General features: G+C 61.5%; 9 protein-coding genes. 6 read left to right on the top strand and 3 right to left on the bottom strand.

The window, feature by feature from the left end; all coding sequences use genetic code 11:
• Positions 1–239 precede the first annotated feature (239 nt).
• Together ACXJKO_RS11550 and ACXJKO_RS11545 are read left to right on the top strand one after the other, a co-directional pair.
• Positions 240–518 carry a sugar phosphate nucleotidyltransferase gene (locus tag ACXJKO_RS11550; protein WP_457091237.1) on the top strand — a complete coding sequence of 93 codons (279 nt, stop codon included), beginning with the start codon at positions 240–242 and terminating at the stop codon, positions 516–518.
• A gap of 287 nt (positions 519–805) precedes the next feature.
• Positions 806–2,062: a serine hydrolase domain-containing protein gene (locus ACXJKO_RS11545; protein WP_457091236.1), complete on the top strand. Its 1,257-nt coding sequence runs from the start codon at positions 806–808 to the stop codon at positions 2,060–2,062.
• Positions 2,063–2,596: 534 nt separating this feature from the next.
• Here the strand turns inward: ACXJKO_RS11545 and ACXJKO_RS11540 are convergent.
• Positions 2,597–2,794, bottom strand: coding sequence for a hypothetical protein (locus ACXJKO_RS11540; RefSeq protein ID WP_457091235.1), 198 nt, complete (start codon positions 2,792–2,794; stop codon positions 2,597–2,599).
• A gap of 1,160 nt (positions 2,795–3,954) precedes the next feature.
• Here ACXJKO_RS11540 and ACXJKO_RS11535 point away from each other — a divergent pair.
• Positions 3,955–7,821, top strand: coding sequence for a VCBS domain-containing protein (locus ACXJKO_RS11535; protein ID WP_457091234.1), 3,867 nt, complete (start codon positions 3,955–3,957; stop codon positions 7,819–7,821).
• A gap of 180 nt (positions 7,822–8,001) precedes the next feature.
• On the opposite strand, the gene ACXJKO_RS11530 is transcribed toward ACXJKO_RS11535, so the two are convergent.
• On the bottom strand, positions 8,002–8,193 hold the full coding sequence (locus ACXJKO_RS11530) for a phage tail protein (RefSeq protein WP_457091233.1): 192 nt from the start codon (positions 8,191–8,193) through the stop codon (positions 8,002–8,004).
• A gap of 228 nt (positions 8,194–8,421) precedes the next feature.
• On the opposite strand from ACXJKO_RS11530, the gene ACXJKO_RS11525 reads away from it, so the two are divergent.
• A complete protein-coding gene (locus ACXJKO_RS11525) occupies positions 8,422–8,595 on the top strand; it encodes a hypothetical protein (RefSeq protein ID WP_457091232.1) in 174 nt (57 codons plus the stop codon).
• Positions 8,596–8,899: 304 nt separating this feature from the next.
• On the top strand, positions 8,900–15,535 hold the full coding sequence (locus ACXJKO_RS11520) for a VCBS domain-containing protein (protein ID WP_457091231.1): 6,636 nt from the start codon (positions 8,900–8,902) through the stop codon (positions 15,533–15,535).
• Positions 15,536–15,840: 305 nt separating this feature from the next.
• Here ACXJKO_RS11520 and ACXJKO_RS11515 read toward each other — a convergent pair whose 3' ends face one another.
• A complete protein-coding gene (locus ACXJKO_RS11515; RefSeq protein WP_457091230.1) occupies positions 15,841–16,431 on the bottom strand; it encodes an NUDIX domain-containing protein in 591 nt (196 codons plus the stop codon).
• A 780-nt stretch (positions 16,432–17,211) separates the two neighbouring features.
• Between ACXJKO_RS11515 and ACXJKO_RS11510 the strand changes: the two genes are divergently transcribed.
• Positions 17,212–17,667, top strand: a 456-nt coding sequence (locus ACXJKO_RS11510) for a hypothetical protein (protein WP_457091229.1), incomplete at its 3' end; no start/stop codon positions are given.

The following is a 17,667-nucleotide window of genomic DNA, read 5'->3' as shown; positions in this document are numbered from 1 at the left end:
GGAAGCGGACAATCTCAGGGAGAGTTATTCCCCGGTGATGGCGGCAGCAGGGCCATCTTAAGGCTGATAAGATGAGGGGACGGCAGGCCGTGAACGCGGAGTAGAATAAGCCGACAGCTCACGGACGATTGCCTCATTGATTGCTTCGCGAACGAATCCAGCGAGCAAGCCGTGACAGGCGACACTCCTCTCCGTTTTTGCAGTCGGTATCGTCTCGATTTGATTTCACGGCTTACTCAATGAAGCGCATTCGCAGAGCAGTCCTTCCCGTTGCCGGTCTCGGCACCCGTTTCCTTCCGGCCACCAAGGCTGTGCCGAAGGAGATGCTGTGCGTTGTGGACCGCCCCGTGGTTCAGCATGTGGTGGACGAGGCGCGCGCCGCCGGAATCGAGCATTTCATCTTCGTCACGGGCCGCAACAAGGCCGCACGGGCTTCGTCCGACCAGCGACGTCCCCGAGTGTCGACGGTCGAGTTCATCGTAACGGGCGTGATCACGTTGTCCGGCCCGGGACGATAAATTCCGTAGACCCCTGCGACCAGGGGCGAGAGGGAGAGATGGCCTTTATGTTCTGTGAAATGCTCCTTGTTGCAGTCGTCTGCCCCACTCGTTCGTAAAACCCGCTTGATGCGGCCTCGTCCTGCCAATCCGTTGCCGACGGGCGGTGGGAGCGGATGGCGTCTTCCGATGAGCGCCGTCGCCCGATTGAGAAGCCGGAACGAGCTTGCTAAGGTCCTGCTTCGGGATTCCGCAGAAGAATCCACCGTTAAGACGAACGCACGCCAATGGGGGCGTCAGGGAAGAAAATGTCCGGTTCCATCCGTCCAATGCATCGCACCTCGCTGAGAGTGCTCAGCCACTCATCCATCCTTGCAACCGGGCTCTTGCTCGGTGGGCCGAATGTCGCGCTCGCCCAGGATGCGTATTCCCACGCGAACGAGCCCATCGGCCATGTCGAGCAGATCTACGACGGGGCGCTGACCCCTGACCTCGCGGTGAACACTTTCCGCAACATCGACAGGCTGTTCCCGACGCGCACGATCAAGGCCGGCGGATCACCCTCGGAGCTGTCCAGGTCGGAGAAGGAACTCGGCAAGGTTGTCGCCGATATCAAGGGTCAGAAGTATGACCTCTACGACTACCTTGCCCTCAACCAGGTCACAGGGCTTCTCGTGCTGAAGGACGGCAAGGTCGTCTACGAAACCTACCAGCGCGGGAACACCCCGAAGACGCGCTGGATGTCCATGTCCGTTGCCAAGTCGATCTCCTCGACTCTGGTCGGCGCGGCCGTCAAGGACGGCCTCATCAAGAGCCTGGACGACAACGTGGTCGACTACGTCCCACGGCTCAAGGGAACCGCGTACGACGGAGCCACCGTCAGGGACGTCCTCATGATGTCCTCAGGCGTGAAATGGAACGAGAAGTACACGGATTCGACATCCGATCGCCGGGCTCTGCTGCGGGCCCAGATCGCCCAGAAGCCTGGCGCGGCGATGGACGTCATGGCCGCCCTCCCGCGTGCTGCGGAACCGGGAACCGTCAACACCTACAGCACGGGCGAGACCCAGGTCCTTGCCGAGATTCTGCGCGGCGCGATCAAGAAGCCCCTCGCGGAGTACCTGTCGGAGAAGATCTGGGTCCCTGTCGGCATGGAGGCCGACGCCAAGTGGTGGCTCGACGCGCCGGACGGCGTCGAGATCGGCGGCAGCGGGCTTAGCGCGACGTTGCGGGACTTCGCACGCTTCGGCCAGTTCTTCCTCGAGGGCGGCAAGGCCAAGGGCACGCAAGTGCTGCCGGAGGAATGGACGAAGGAGGCCAGCTCGCCGAAGACGCTCAAGGGCGGCAAGCCGCTCGAGTACGGCTACATGTGGTGGACCGGATGGACGGAACCCTCGAAGAAGGACAATGCGTTCTCTGCGGTCGGCATCCAAGGTCAGTACGTGTACATCAACCCGGCCCACAACGTGGTGATCGCCCAGACGGCGGCCGAGCCGAAGCCCACGGGCAAGGACGTGATCGATTCGATGGCGTTCTTTGACGCTATTGTCGCGACGCTGAAGTAGCTCGCCTCCGGAAAAGCGCCCCTGCCACGAGCAGGGGTGCCTTCACGCCGCATTGCGTCGGCAATGTCCGGCGTATGGCCCACTCCACGAGTGGAGCCGGAGACGACCTGATGGGTAGGTTCAAGTCTGGTGGCATTTGCTCCCGAATGCCGGCTCTGCCTGCTCTCCGGAAATACGACCAAGGCGAACCGGGCTGAGGCTGTGCAGAGCCGTTCTGAACGATGGTGGCATCCATCCATAGATCGCGGGCTTGGCTAGGCAACACTCAGAATATGCTCGATCGGATAGCGACTGACGCGCGGGAAGCTTCCGTCCATGTATTCATGCCGCATCTTCAGAAGCCTTGCATCAAACTGTTCGGTTGCTGGCCGAGCGCATCGTTATCAGACCCAGGGTGATGGCACACGAAGTGTCGCAGACCGGAGGTTGCTCTTCGGAACCGGATACACCGACGATGACCGACTGGATCTAGGATCCGTTCTTAGAGAGAGAATCGAGGTATCGGATGCCTGATCGGGGCGTGCAGCCGAAGGGCTAGAGGCGGGACCGGCCTCGCCGGTCCGATGATACCTTCTGGACCATCGCCGCGATGAGCAGGGATACGCCGGTGCTCAGAACGATCAGGACTGTGACAAAGCCGAGGACTGTCAGCATCAGGCCCACATGAAACCTTCCTAGGGCGACGAGAGTGCCGATCGCGGTGATCCAGCTCGTGATGATGACGACGAGCAAATTCCCGGCATCCTGCGGAGTCAGGATAGGCCCCCATCCACCTTGTTCATGATGCCGGACAGGATGTCCTGAGGTGCCGCACTTCATCACAATGATCCATCAAGAGAAGGTCTTGATCCTATCGAGTGAGCTGTCCGTTAGAATGGTCTCAAAAGGGATAGGGCGCGGCGCATTGGGAGATTTACCGCGATGGCGGGTCAGGCAGAGACATGGATCGTGCGAGTGCCCGCTCGGGGTCGGGGAAGGCGAGCGTCCTGATATGGATGAGGGGCCTCCCGTCATCAGCGAATGCGCCTCAAGGAGGCCTCACGCCGCCGCATCCCGGCACAACGGTGCCTCGGCGGCGGGAGTGGTGCTGAGGTTGCGCGCCTGCGTGTTCCCGCGTGAGGGTCCTTGTTTTGTGGACGGCGAAGCAGGGGAGGGCAGCATGAGGCGAGCCTTCCAGCCGCGGGCATGGAAATCAACCCCATGCACTGTAGGTGCGCGATCTCAGGCCGGTGAGTGAGGAAACGGTTGGGGCCGTTCGGCCTGTAGCGATGTTCTGTTCACAGGAACCAGCCTCAGGTGTTTCAACGCCGGCGTGGATTGATTGCGCAACAGAGGATGGCGCTTCGCCCTCCTGGGCACTCGCCGTGGTGGGCCGACGACGCGGACGGCGAGGATCACGGTTTGCATTATCAGGAAAATCTGCGATCCAAAGGGGCCGCTCCATCCCGGGCTCCGGGTATTTCATGATCTCCCTCAGAATGAGGAGCACGCGGCACTGGCAAAGCGAGCCTCGAGGCGCTGACATGAGGCTGGAGGGATCGGACACACTTCATCAAAAATTCGAGAAAGCGCAGATCTGTCTTAACTGCCCGTGCGCCAATGAGGCTTCACGGCTTCGAGTGCGTACTAACAATATGTTGTAACGTATACAACTGAGTTGGCTACGATCGGGCGAGAAGGCTCACTCGGACGGTTTTCATCTGGCCGACATGATGTTGGAAGAACTTGCGGATCAGCACCAGCTGTTATGTGGCATTGATGTCACCTTCGGCCACGAAAACCCATCGCTGGTGCAACGCAGCAGAAAAGACTTTCCTAACTGCCGCGAGACCGGTAATGAATCCTAAAAGCCGTAATAGGCGCGAAATCTGTCTTTAAGACAAAGGTGGGGCATGTCTGACACTTCTCAAAACTACACGCCTGTTATCACGGGCGGCGAATTCACCGCGTCCTTTGCGGAGCCCGCTTCCAGCTCACCGACGGCGGCCGTGTCAGCGGAAGGCGTAATCACCTTCACCGACGCCGACATTGCTGATGCGCGTGACGTCACAGTGGTCAGCGAGCCGATCGGTGCCAACGGTGTCGTCTTCAATGCCTCAGTGTCAGACGACGCAAATGGCGATACACCGGGTGAGATCCTCTGGACGGTGTCGGTTCTGCCGGGCTACCTGGATGGCCTTGCGGAAGGCGAGACCCGCGAGTTGATCTACACGCTGGAGCTGGTCGATGATGCCGGCGCCACGGCGCGACAGAACGTGACCATCACACTCACCGGCACGAACGACGCACCTGTTATCACGGGCGGCAAAGCAACCGCATCCTTTACGGAGCCGGTTTCTGGTCAGCCGACGTCGGTTGTGTCGGCGGAAGGCGCAATCACCTTCAAGGACGTCGACATTGCCGATGCACGTGACGTCACGGTCGTCAGCGAGCCAGCTGATGCTGAGGGTGTCATCTTCAGCGCCTCCGTGTCCGAGGATGCGAACGGAAACGCGTCGGGCGAGATTCTTTGGACGGTGTCGGTTCTGCCGAACTACCTGAACAGCCTGGCCCAGGGCGAGACCCGCGAGTTGGTCTATACACTGGAGCTGATAGACGATGCCGGTGCCACGGAACGGCAGAACGTGACCATCACGCTCACCGGAACGAATGATGCACCCGTCATCACGGGTGGCGTGTTCAGCGCATCGTTCGCCGAGCCTGTTGTGGGTCAACCCACGACGGTCCTGTCAAAGGAAGGCGTGATCACCTTCACCGATGTCGACGTGGCGGATGTGCGTGACGTGAACGTCGTGAGTGAGCCGACGGACGCCGATGGTGTAATCTTCACCGCCTCCGTGACGGAAGATGCCTCGGGCGATGCGGCGGGTGAGATTACCTGGACGGTATCGGTCGAACCGGGTCTGCTCGACAGCTTGGCGGAGGGCGAGACGCGGACGCTCGTTTACACACTCGAACTGGTCGATGACTCCAATGCCACAGTGCAGCGGGATGTAACCATCACGCTCACCGGCACAAACGATGTGCCGCTCGTGACGGGCGCCGTTACCGGTGTCGCGACGGAAGGCGATGTCGCCTCGACGCTGAATGCCCTTCAGAATGCTAGCGACGTCGATACGATCGATGTCCTCAACGTCGTCGGCATCGGTACCCTGCCGGCCGGTGTCACCTACGATGCGGAGACGCATTCCTTCACGCTCGACCCCAGCCACCCGGCCTACAAGGCTCTGAGTGAGGGCCAGGCCACGACAGTGACCGTTGAGTACGGCGTGTCGGACGGCAGAGCCACGACGCCAGCGTCGGTGTCCTGGACAGTAACCGGGACGGGTGGCGGCACCACCGTGGGCTCCGTGTCCGACGGCTATATCGCGAACGCGTTCGTGTTCATCGACAAAGACAATGATGGAGAATGGGACGAGGACGAGGCATCAACGATTACCGATGCCGAAGGCCGGTTTACCCTGGATCATGATGGCTTGGGGACTCTGGTCACCACCACACGTCCCGACGGTGGGGTTGCGATCGACCTGGCGACACAGCTGCCGTTCACCGGAACCTTGAAGGCGCCGTCCGGATACAGCGTGGTGACCCCGGTCACGACCATCGTGCAGGCCCTGGTCCGTCCCGGAATGACCGTGGAGCAGGCTGAAGCTGCAGTCGCGACCGCCTTCGGCATCACGCTTGCGCCCGGTCAGTCGCTTGCAAACCTGGATCCGCTTGCAGCATCCGTTGATCCAAATGCCTCGCCGGCTGCTCGCGAAGCGGCTCAGAACCTCTTCAAAGCTGGCGCGATGGTGCTCAACACCATCACCATGATTGTCTCAGCTGCGGCCGGACAGAACCCGTCCGGTCAGGTGACGAACGATGTCATGAGCGCGGTGGTCTCGGCTTTGGCCGCAGAGATCGACGCGGGCACCTTGGACATGGCATCGGGCGGTGCTGGCTCACTCGGAAACCTGATTTCGGAGGCCTTCAGCGCAGCCGGCAAACCGGCACCCGATGCCGATTTCGTCGATAGCATTGCCGGCATCGTCGCTTCCATCAATACGGCGGTTCAAAATGCTTCTGGCAGCGCCGCCGAGATCCTGACGCAGGTCACCAAGATTTCCGTGGTGGCTCAGTCTGATGAAGGCGCCGCCGGCAGCCTGGCAACGGCAACGCCTGAGACCATCGGCGCAGTGGCTGATCAGTTCTCCGGGGCCAGCCTTGAGAGCGCAATCGAGCAGGCCGAGATCGGTCACGTGGTGGACAACCCGGACAACACGGCGCCCGAGGCTGAGGCCAACAAGAGCTTGGTGGTTGCGGAAGAGGGCATCATTGCGCTTGGCATCACGGAGCCCACCGATGCCAACAATGACGGCCTGAAGATCGTCGTGAGCCGCGTGCCGGACTCTTCGAAGGGTCGCGTCTATCTGGCGGATGGTGTGACAGCCGTCGTCGCTGGCCAGGAATTGACCGCCGACGAACTGCAGGGCCTGGTCTTCAAGACTGTGGCGAATGCCGAAGGCGCGGCGGGCAGCTTCGCCTACACGGTCTCCGATCCGTTCGGCGGAACGGACACGCAAGCGATCGCGCTGTCGATCACGCCTGTGGCTGATGCGCCGACCGACATCGGACTGGCGGGCGGGTCGGTGTTCGAGAACGCGGCGGCGGGAACCGTCGTGGCAAGCCTCTCGGCCTTTGATGTCGATGCCGGCGACAGCTTCAATTTTACCTTGCTGAACAATGCCGGTGGCCGGTTCGCGATCCAGGGCAACCAGATCGTCGTCGCCAATGGCACGCTGCTTGATTACGAGCAGGCACAGAGCCACCAGGTGGTTGTGCGTGCCACGGATCGCTCCGGGCTGAGTGTCGACAAGGTGTTCACGCTGTCCGTGGCCGATTTGGTCAACGAGGTCGCGGCTGGTGCTCCGGGCCCTGATTATCTCGTCGGCGGTGCCGGCAATGACATCCTCAATGGCGGCCTTGGAAATGATTTCCTGACGGGCGGCGCAGGCAAGGACATCTTCCTCTTCAAGGACAAGCTGAACAAGTCGACGAATGTTGACACGATCACTGACTTCTCGGTTCGGGATGACACCATTCAGCTGGACAACAAGATCTTCACGAAGCTGGAGAAGACCGGCACGTTGAGCAAGTCCAACTTCGTCGTCGGCACCAAAGCCCTCGATGCGAATGACCACATCATCTACGACAAGAAGAAGGGCTACGTGTACTACGATGCCGACGGGTCCGGCAATGGCAAGGCCGTGCTCTTCGCCAAGGTCAAGAAGGGCCTGAGCCTCACGGAGAAGGACTTCCGCGTTGTTAACGAGAAGATCGTCGGTGACGAGGGCAACAACACCCTGACCGGCAGCGTCAACAAGGACAACCTGAGCGGAGAGGGCGGTGATGATCGCCTCAACGGCGGCGCTGGCAACGATCGTCTGACAGGCGGCCTTGGCAACGACGCCTTCGTGTTCAGGGATAAGCTGAACAAGTCGACGAACGTTGATACGATCACCGACTTCTCGGTCCAAGATGACACGATCCATCTTGAAAATGGCATCTTCCGGCAACTGAAGAAAACGGGCGACCTGAGCAAATCCTTCTTCACAGTCGGCACCAATGCCAAGGACAAAAACGATTACATCGTTTACGATAAGAAGAAGGGCTATCTCTACTACGATGCGGATGGGTCAGGGCAGGGCGAGAAGGTTCTGTTCGCGAAGATTACGAAGGGCCTCAGCCTCACCGAGAAAGACTTCTTTGTGATCTAAGGATGATCTCTGCTTCGCTTTTCCTGCCTTTCTGCGGGAAGCGAAGCATTCTTGGAATTCCCGTGATGAGAAAAGGGCCACCGCGTCATCGCGATGGCCCTTTTCTTGTGCGATGTCGCGCCTCGCATATTGGGACAGAGATAAAGTTTTCATCTGCCTGCGAGACTGATTGCTTCTCCGTCACAGCGGAGTGACTTTCGGCAGCCTGCCTCTCTCAACCTTCCAATCGTCCGGCCAATAGCCAGCCCATTCGATGAGGCCGAGGGTGATGCTGATTACGAGCACGGCAGCATAAAAGATGATCTCTGTCCTGGAATGACGGCGGCGGGAGAACTGCCAGAGCAAGAGAGCCAGGCGGGTCAACGGGTCCATGCCCCTTCTTAGCACGGAAGACGGATTCACCCCGCTCCTCAAGGCTCAATGAACCGGGCTTTCTTCTCAGGTCTGGTCCCGCACTTCTCTCGCGCAGGGCGGCACGGTCAGCATCCAAGTCCTCAACGAGGCCGTGAAGGTCATGACAAAGAAACTCAAGATGGGCCTGGACGAGATGTGTGCCGTCCTTGCCTGGATCTCTGTGATGTCCGRCCGGTCACGCTCGAGATGCACGACCAGGCATTCGACATCATGCGCCGCCATGGCTTCCCGATTGATGACAGCGGGATCCTTGCAGCGGCCGCACGCGCAGAGTGCACAACCCTCTACTCCGAAGACCTGCAGAGGATTGGTCCAGACCTGACAATTACCAACCCGTTCAAGCAGGAAAGCCACAACTGACTCGTTCGGCTGTCGCACAACTCCTTCCTCATCATAGTCACTAGAGGCGAAGGTCGTGAGGAAGCGTCCCCTCCGAGTCGTGATCACCTTTCCCCGCCGTCGAATTTAACGACGGATCAACTTTGCTTTGGACAGATCATACAACAGATCACAGCGGCATTGCCCATCCTGCTGTTGCGGTAACATCACATCCCGGGGAATTCTCTAAGCGAGACGAATGATCTCATCATTATAAACATGGCTTTGTGCCAAACCGAGCCGACGAGGCTGCGCTCAAGCACGCCCAATCGTGGGGTTTCAGGACATGGCGAACGGTGAAGTTGTAATTGCGACGGACAGCGCGAATCTTCGCCAGTTCAGTCCTGTCGTTTCTGACCTAGGAGGTGGGTATTCCGTTGCAGCTTGGAACTCGAATCTGCCGTCGGGCGAAACGACAGTGGCATTCCGGGTGCTTGGACCGTCCGGCACGCCGATCACGGTTGAAAGTCGTGTGCTGGATCGGGGAGCCGATGAAACAAGTGCTAGTGTCGTGTCGCTCGGCGCAACAGCCGGCGGATATCGCTTTGCGGTTGTTTATGAAGGATGGAGCGCGGACTGGATCCCGGGTATTTATGGCGAGATCTACGAATTCAACGCCACCACGCAAGCCATATCGCGTGTTCGCAGTTTCGACGTAGACGTCAATCCATCAAACGACTCGACCTATCCCTCGGCCGTTGTGGCCAATGGTCGGCTTGTCATCGCCTGGCACCAGGTTGCCGGGTTCTATAGCGGCCAGTCGCCCGATCCGCGCATTGCGGTGCGGACGTTCGACCTGGAGGGCAGCAACGGCTCCGGCGTCACCTCTATCAGTGATCCTGACGACAACAGCTGGGGGTATGGCACGGCGCTGTCAGCGAACGGCAGCACCGTCACGGTCGAATGGAATCAGACAAATCCGTACATCGATTCCTTTACCGTCAACACCGATGGAACGCTGTCGAACGTCGCGGCGAACAATGCCGGTGACGGCATTCACGAATACGGGCCTGGTGTCGGCGTTCTCTGGAGCAGCACTGTTCTCACAAACGGGACTATCCTGCAGCTCTATTCAGACGATGGCGGCGATATCCTCTATGCCCGTGAGATTGGGTCGGCCCCACCCTTCGCCCCGGTCAAGCCGCCCGTGATCGTCAACAYATCCGTTTCGGAATACGGACCCGTTTCGGCCGACGCGACGACGCTGCCGGGCGGCGGGTATATGATCGTGTGGGCCCGCCCTGTGGACGCGGCCAACATTCGGCTGTTTGCGCGCCTCTACGACGAGGCGGGTACCGCACGAACCGATGAGTTCCTTGTCAGCAACGGCACGAGCTTTGGAAAAGCCTCTCATCCCCAGATCGCGCAGGGGCCGAATGGCGGCGTCATCATTGTCTGGGAGAGCGACACCACGAACAACGGACGCGAGGACAACGACATTGTCTCGCGACTCTACGACAATATCGGTCCGACGGCGACAGGCGCTCCGGCTCACCTCGCAGACATTCAGGAGGACTTCACATCCTCGGCAGGGGTTTCCATCATCTCCCTGGTCGGCAGCCGGTTCGACGATCAGGATAATCACGCGCTTGCCGGGGTGGCGGTTGTCGCCAACGGGGCAGCGGTCGGTCAGGGAACGTGGCAATATTCGATCAATGGCGGTGCTCAATGGGCTGGACTGGCGACTAACCTCTCCAACGCGAATGCGACGATCCTGACGGCCACGACACTGATCCGGTTCGTCCCTGCGGCGAATTATAATGGAACGCCCGGACTGCTATCCGTGCGCCTCTGGGATGGCCAGGGCGGCTTTGGCTCAGGTGAGGGCCGAAATATTTCAGGCAGCATCTTTGATGCATCGGACTTGAGTGGCAGTAGCCTGACGGGTGCATTCAGCGGCAAAACAGTTGCTCTTGGTATCACGGTCCTACCCGTGAACGACGCCCCGGCGATGGGCGCAAATCTCGGCGCCTCAACGCAGACAGGCAATCTTCTCACCATCATATCCGGACACCTCAGTGCGAGCGATCCGGACGACGCAGGCACAGGCCTCGTCTATACGGTCACCGATGCCACCGATCAGGGTACGCTGTTCCGTGATGGTAACGGCAACAACATCGTTGACGGTGGCGAGGCCCTCAGCGCGGCCAGTACCTTCACGCAGGCGGACATCGATGGGGGCCGCATCAAGTACCTGCATGGCGGCGGAGCAGGCCCAAGCGACAACTTTATCTTCTCCCTGGCCGATGGTGGCGAGGATGGGGCTCAGGCTGTAACGGGGCAGACCTTCAATATCGTGATCATCGCACGGCCCGTGGTCACAGTTGGCGGCGCGCCAACGCCCACCCACACCGAGGGAGGGACGGCGACCAGTGTTGCCCCAGCCGTGACGGTCGTCGACACCGACAGCGCCTCGCTCGCTGGGGCGACGCTCACGATCACTGATTTCGTGGCAGGTGACGTGCTGGGCTTTGTCGCCGCCAACGGCATCACCGGCAGCTATAATGCGTCGACTGGCGTCCTGACACTCACTGGAACCGCAGGTGTGGCAGACTACCAGGCCGCGCTGCGGTCGGTCACGTACAGCACGACGAGCGATAACCCGTCAGTGGGCGCAGGCAATGCGGATCGGGTGATCAGCGTCAAAGTCAGCGACAGCGGTGGCCTGGACAGTGCGCCCGTTTCGGTCACGCTGTCTGTCGTCGCCACGAACGATGCGCCTGTGCTGGACATCGCAGCGTCTCCCACGCTGACCGGCATCGCTGAGGATCTCGCGGGCCCGACCAACGGCAGCACAGCCAACAGCACACTTGTGGCTGCGCTCCTGGGCGGCATGAGCGATGTCGATGTCGGCGCGCTGCAAGGCGTAGCGGTGACTGGCGTCAGCACCCAAGGCAGCCTTTGGTACTCCCTTGATTCCGGCGCCAGTTGGACACAAGTCACGGCTGCCCTCTCGGCGACCAACGCCTTGCTGCTTCACAGCGATGCAAGGATCTACTTCAAGCCCGCCAGCAACCTGAATGGCACGCTCTCCGATGCCCTGACCTTCAAAGCCTGGGACCGCTCCGACGGCCACCTCAACGGGGTGACAGGTATCGACACAACCAGCGGCTCGGCCTTTTCCGCGGCAGTCGACACCGCGTCTGTCACGATCAGCAGCGTCAATGATTCCCCGATCCTGGCTGATACCGAACTCGCTCTCGATCCCGTGACTGAGGACTCGGGCAGCCCGGTGGGCGCCACAGGAACCCTCGTCTCCTCCCTGATCGGTGGCATCTCCGATGCAGATCTTGGTGCCCTGCGGGGCATTGCGATCGTCGGGGCTGACACCACACAGGGAACGTGGTTCTTCTCGACTGATAACGGCAGCCAGTGGCAATCGCTGGGAGCGCCATCGGCCGGTGCGGGCCGGCTGTTGATGGCGGATGCTGGCACGCGCCTCTACTTCCACCCGGCGGCAGACTACCAGGGCACTGTCCTGGCAGGTTTGACCATTCGCGCCTGGGATGCCACCAGCGGCACCAACGGCAGCACGGCCGATGTCACATCGACCGGCGGATCAACAGCCTTCTCGGCCACCACCGACACGGTTTCGGTCTCCGTCACAGCCGTGAACGATGCCCCCGTCGCCACGCTGCCGTCCAGCATCGCGGTATCGGAAGATACCGCGACCGCCCTGACGGGCATCAGTTTTGCGGATATCGATGCGGCCGCGGCCGCCGTTACGGTGACCTTGAGCGTGCCTGCGGGATCGCTGTCGGCCACCAGCGCCGCCGGCGTGACGGTGGGCGGCACCGCCTCGGCTCTGACGCTCACGGGCGCCATCGCCGACATCAACGCCTTCATCGCCGCCCGCGGCGTGGCCTATACGCCGGCTGCCAACGAGACCGGCACGCGCGTGCTCACCGTTTCGATTGACGATGACGGCAACAGCGGGAGCGGCGGTTCGCTCAGCGATACCGAGACGGTCGACCTGACCATCTCAGCCGCGAACGATGCTCCTGTCGTTACGGTGCCGGCAACGGTCTTGGTCCAGGAGGACGTCTCAACGGCCCTGACCGGCATCAGCGTCGCGGATGTCGATGCCGCAACGGGCCTGGTGACGGTTACCGTCTCGGTTCCCTCTGGAACGCTGGCCGCCAGCAGCGGAGGCGGCGTGGCTGTCGGTGGGACCGCCTCGGCCCTGACGCTGTCGGGTACCATCGTTGATATCAATGCCTTCATCGCTGCAAGCCAGGTGACGTTCCTCGGAGCGGCGAACGCCAGCGGCGACGTCGAGGTCACGGTCAGCATCAGCGACAACGGCAACGTCGGCACAGGTGGCGCGAAGGCCGACCAAGCCGAGTTCACTCTCGTCGTGACTCCGGTCAACGATGCACCCATGCTCGATGCCACCCTGTCCCCCGCCCTGACCGGTACCTCGGAGGACCCGGGCCACCCGGTGAACGGTTCGACGACGGGCAGCACGCGCGTTGCCGATTTGCTCGGCGGGGTCTCGGATGTGGACACGGATGCCCGTCAAGGCATCGCCATCACGGGCGTCAGCAGCCAGGGAACGCTTTGGTACTCGCTCGACAACGGCACGAACTGGATCGCATTCACGGGTACGGCATCGGACACCTCCGCGCTTGTCCTGCATGATGACGCGCTGGTCTACTTCGAGCCTGTTGCGAACGTGAACGGCATCATCTCGGACGCGATCACCTTCCGCGCCTGGGACCGCAGTGGCACGGCGGCGGACAGCGGTACCTCGGGCGTGAATGTTAGCACGAACGGCGGTTCCTCGGCCTATTCGTCCGTCACGGACACGGTCGCCGTCACCGTGAGTGCCCTCAACGACAAGCCGGTTCTCGGTGACACTGACTCCGGCCCCTATTCCTATACGGAACAGACCGGAATGGCCGCGGTCGGGAACCAGATTGGCACGCTGACCGATGTTGACAGCACCACGGTCACGGCGGGCGTGACGATCGGCGGCTACGTGGATGGAGACGCGCTGTCCTTCACCGTCGGCACCACTGGGGTCGAGGTCACCCCTATGGGTAACGGCGTCTACATGCTGTCTTCCAGCAGCCTGGCGGACATGCAAGCCGTGTTACAGTCGGCCACGTTCAACTCGACCAGCGACAACCCCACCGCCGGCGGCGCCACGACCCGCACCATCACTTTCCAGGTGAATGATGGCCAGAGCTTGAACAACCTGTCCGATCCGATCACCGCAACGGTCAATGTCACCACCGTCAACGACGCACCGGCGATCAGCCAGTTCCTGGCCGGGCTCGACATCAACGATACCGAGACTGGGAAGCCGTTCCCGGACGTGGCCATCAGCGACCTCGATGGCGCAGACACGATCCTGACCGCGACGATCACACTCGACAAAACCGGCACGGGCTCTCTGAGCAATCTCGGCGGCTTCGCGCAGGATCCGGACGGCCGCTACTCGTTCAGCGGAACGGCCGCTCAACTCCAGGCGGCCCTGCGTGGCATCGTCTTCGTTCCCGTCGAGAATGCCGGTGCGCCCGGCCAGTCGGTCGAGACGACGCTCTCGCTTGTCGTCAGCGATGGCGAGCTCTCGGATGATCAGAGCCTGACAGTTGTCGTTCAACCGGTGAACGACACGCCGGTTGCCATCGATGACGGTCCGGTTGCTGTGGCCGAGAACGGTACGGTCACAGCCACTGCTCTGACCGGCGTTCTCGCCAACGACACGGATGCGGATTGCGACGTGCTGTCGGTCCGTGCAGCCTCACAGGGTGGCGCGCCGGGTGTGGCGGCAGGCACGGCGATCACCGGCATCTATGGCGCCCTGATGTTGAACGTGGATGGCAGCTACGCCTATGTCGCCAACACGGCAGCGGCGGAGGTCCTCGGGGAGGGCGTGGTCGGAACCGATGGCTTCTCTTATACCATTTCCGATGGGCAGGGCGGCACGCACTCGGCCAGCCTCACGTTTGAGGTGACCGGCGAGAACGATGCTGCCAGCTTCAAGGGCACCGACACAGGAGCGGTGGTTGAGGACGGCACCTTGGGTGCGAGCGGCATCCTGACGGTCGCCGATATCGATGACGGGCAAGCTGGCTTCCAATCCCAGGCCGACCAGCGAGGCACCTACGGCACGTTCTCGTTTGAGGCGAGCACAGGGTCGTGGCGCTATGTGCTGGCCAATGCCGATCCGGCGGTGCAGAGCCTGGGATCAGACGAGATCCGGACAGAGCAATTCACCGTCAAATCGCTCGATGGCACTGTGCAGATCATCCGCATCACCGTTGGCGGGACGGAAGATATCGTCATTCCGGTGTTCACATCCGGAAGAGACCGCTTTGTCGATACGGACGCATCCAGTCTGCTCCACGGCCTCACCGGCCACGACACCATTGATGGCGGTGGTGGAAATGACAGCCTTTATGGCGATTCCGGCCGTGATCGTCTGGACGGCGGAGCTGGCAACGATCGCCTTTATGGCGGCACCAGCCATGACACGCTACTCGGCGGCGCCGGCGACGACCTGATCCGGGGCGAGGCTGGCAAGGATTGGATCCGCGGTGGGCTGGGCCGCGACAAGATGTGGGGCGGGGCTGGTGCCGACATCTTCGACTTCGACACAATCAAGGACAGCCGGGTCGGCGCGCAGCGCGACATGATCCACGACTTCCAGTCGGGTGTGGACCGAGTCGACCTGCGCACCATCGACGCCAACACACTGGTCAAGGGCAACCAGGCCTTCACCTGGACCGACGTCCTGGTGCCGTTCCTGAACCCCGGCGACGCCTCAGCGTTCCTGTCGGCTGCGTTCACCGGCACGGCAGGACAACTGCGCTATGCCGACGGCATCCTGATGGGCGACGTGGACGGTAACGGCCGGTCCGACTTCCAGATCAGAATCGTAGGCCATTTCTCGGCCGGAGACGTGCTGCTCTGACAACAGAGGCCGGGCGGGATATGATTCCGCCCGGCCTCTTCGTTTCCGTAATAGCGCGGAGGCCTTTCCTTCCGCCGTTGGTGTTCTGGCTGCTGGACGGGAGCTGGCGGTCGAGGCGCTTTGTTGCCTGCGTCTCGCTGCGTTTTATTGGATGGGCGGGCGAACTTGTCTTTTGGCAGGAGCAACAGCTAGACCGCTCCTGAAGTTTCGACGCGGTGGGATGGCAACTGCACCTGGCTTCGTCTTCCAGCCGAATTTTTCATTGGGCGTTCGGTCTGTCTCAGACAGGGTCTGTGAGTCGATCCTTAGAGCGCGAGAAGTCGCATGAGGCCGTCGGGAAGATCCTTGCGCGCGGCCCGACTTTGCACCGTCAGAAGAGTGGCAATGCTCACAGCATCTTGGATCGTTCCATCAAGGGCAGCGTCCACGGCGTCCTGAAACGCAAGCCTTCTGAGGGTGAGATCCTCTTGCGGGTCTGGATGAGCGGCCTTTTGCTCAAGATCCCATGCCACAAAGCAGGGAGCCCGCTCGTCACTGATGCCCGGCGAGACCATGAGGTTGGACAGCTGCAGCCACTGGCCCTCTGCCAGACCAGTTTCCTCTTCAAGCTCTCTCTGCGCTGTTGCGAGCGCAGGTTCGGTCTTCGGGCCTGAGCCGCGCGGTAATTCCCAGGTGTAGCATTGCGACAGGTAGCGATACTGTCCGACCAGGAGCGTGCTGCCATCGGAGAGGATCGGCAGAACAGCGATGCCGACGATGCGGAAGCGAAGGGCTGTATAGGGGTGCACGCGTCCGCTTCGATGACGAACTTGGTCTTCCTCAACACCGACATAGCGGCTGTCATAGAAGTGTTGCGTGGACAGGGTCACCCAAGGATTGCTCTGATCTGTCATCATGTCACCGGCCGCTGAGGGAAGTGTCGAGGGTTAGGATAGCTGGGAGTCTGTCGGACCACGCCCCAGACGATAGGCTTTGGATCTCAGCCAAGGCACACGCGGAGGAAAGGGCCGTAGTCTCACCAGGCTGATCAGGTTGACGGGCCTGCAGCGTGCTCAGCGTCCAGGCTGATGCAATGAGAAACGCGACAGACGTGTTCCCGCGGGAGGGTCCTTGTTTTGTCGACGGCGAAACAGGGGAGGGAGCGGCGATGGGAGTCCCTTGGGGCGGACGGCGACCCGGTCTGTGGGGGCGGCGAGGCACGGCTCAAGCGGATGTCCCCGCCGTGGGTGACCATGTGCGCAACAGGGGCCCATGCGGAGCAGTCTGCGATGTGGAGCGATGACGCGCTCTGGGGTCGCGCGTCAGGCACCCGCCGTTCGCGGGAAGAAGCGGCGCCGGATGCACGGCGGAGCCCGTGGAACGGGAGTGCCGATGGGCAACCGGACTGCGCTACAGATGGGATTTGCAGACGCAAGACACGATAGGCAGCGTCAGCCGGTGAGTGCTCTGTTGCAATGCTCACACCACATGCTGAATGAGGTGAAGCGAGGTTGCGTGCGCCGCTGGCCCATAGGCGTCATGGCAACGCTGCGCAGCTTTAGGGCGCGTCTTCTGTGGGCGTGCGGTGCAGAGCCTGTTTTCCACAACGGGTTACGGATTTCTTTAAATTGGAGGGTGCCGCACTACCCGAAGCAGGGAGTATTTCGCTGTCTCACTCAATCGTGAGGAGACACATCATGAATGACCAGATCGGGCCGGCGGAAAAGCTGGCCGAAGTCGGCTTTAAAGCCGCAACCGGGACCGATGACACCGATCTCCAGCAGGAGTTGGTCTCGCAGGTGACCATGGCCCTGCCGCTCGCGGCGGCTCTTGGCAGTGACGCCAACCGACAGGCGGCGGCCGCTGTTGCGGCTATGGCTGACCTGAAGCCGCGGGATGCCCTCGAAGGGATGGCCGTCGCCCAGATCGTCCTTTTGCACTATGCCGCCGTCGATTGCATGCGCAAAGCCACGGCGCAGAAAACGCCCGAAGCTCGAGACCTCTGCTTCCGGCAAGCGATGCGGCTGATGGCCATGTTTCAGCGGCAGCTGGAAGGGCTCGACCGCCACCGCGGCAAAGGGGCGGCCATGGTCAACGTGGAGATGGTCAATGTTGGGGCGGGCGGGCAAGCCGTCGTCGGGGCAGTGGACGCC

The organism is Microvirga sp. P5_D2, assembly GCF_054049475.1.
The sequence above is the reverse complement of the archived record's forward strand: the minus strand, read 5'-3'. Positions and strand labels throughout refer to the sequence as shown.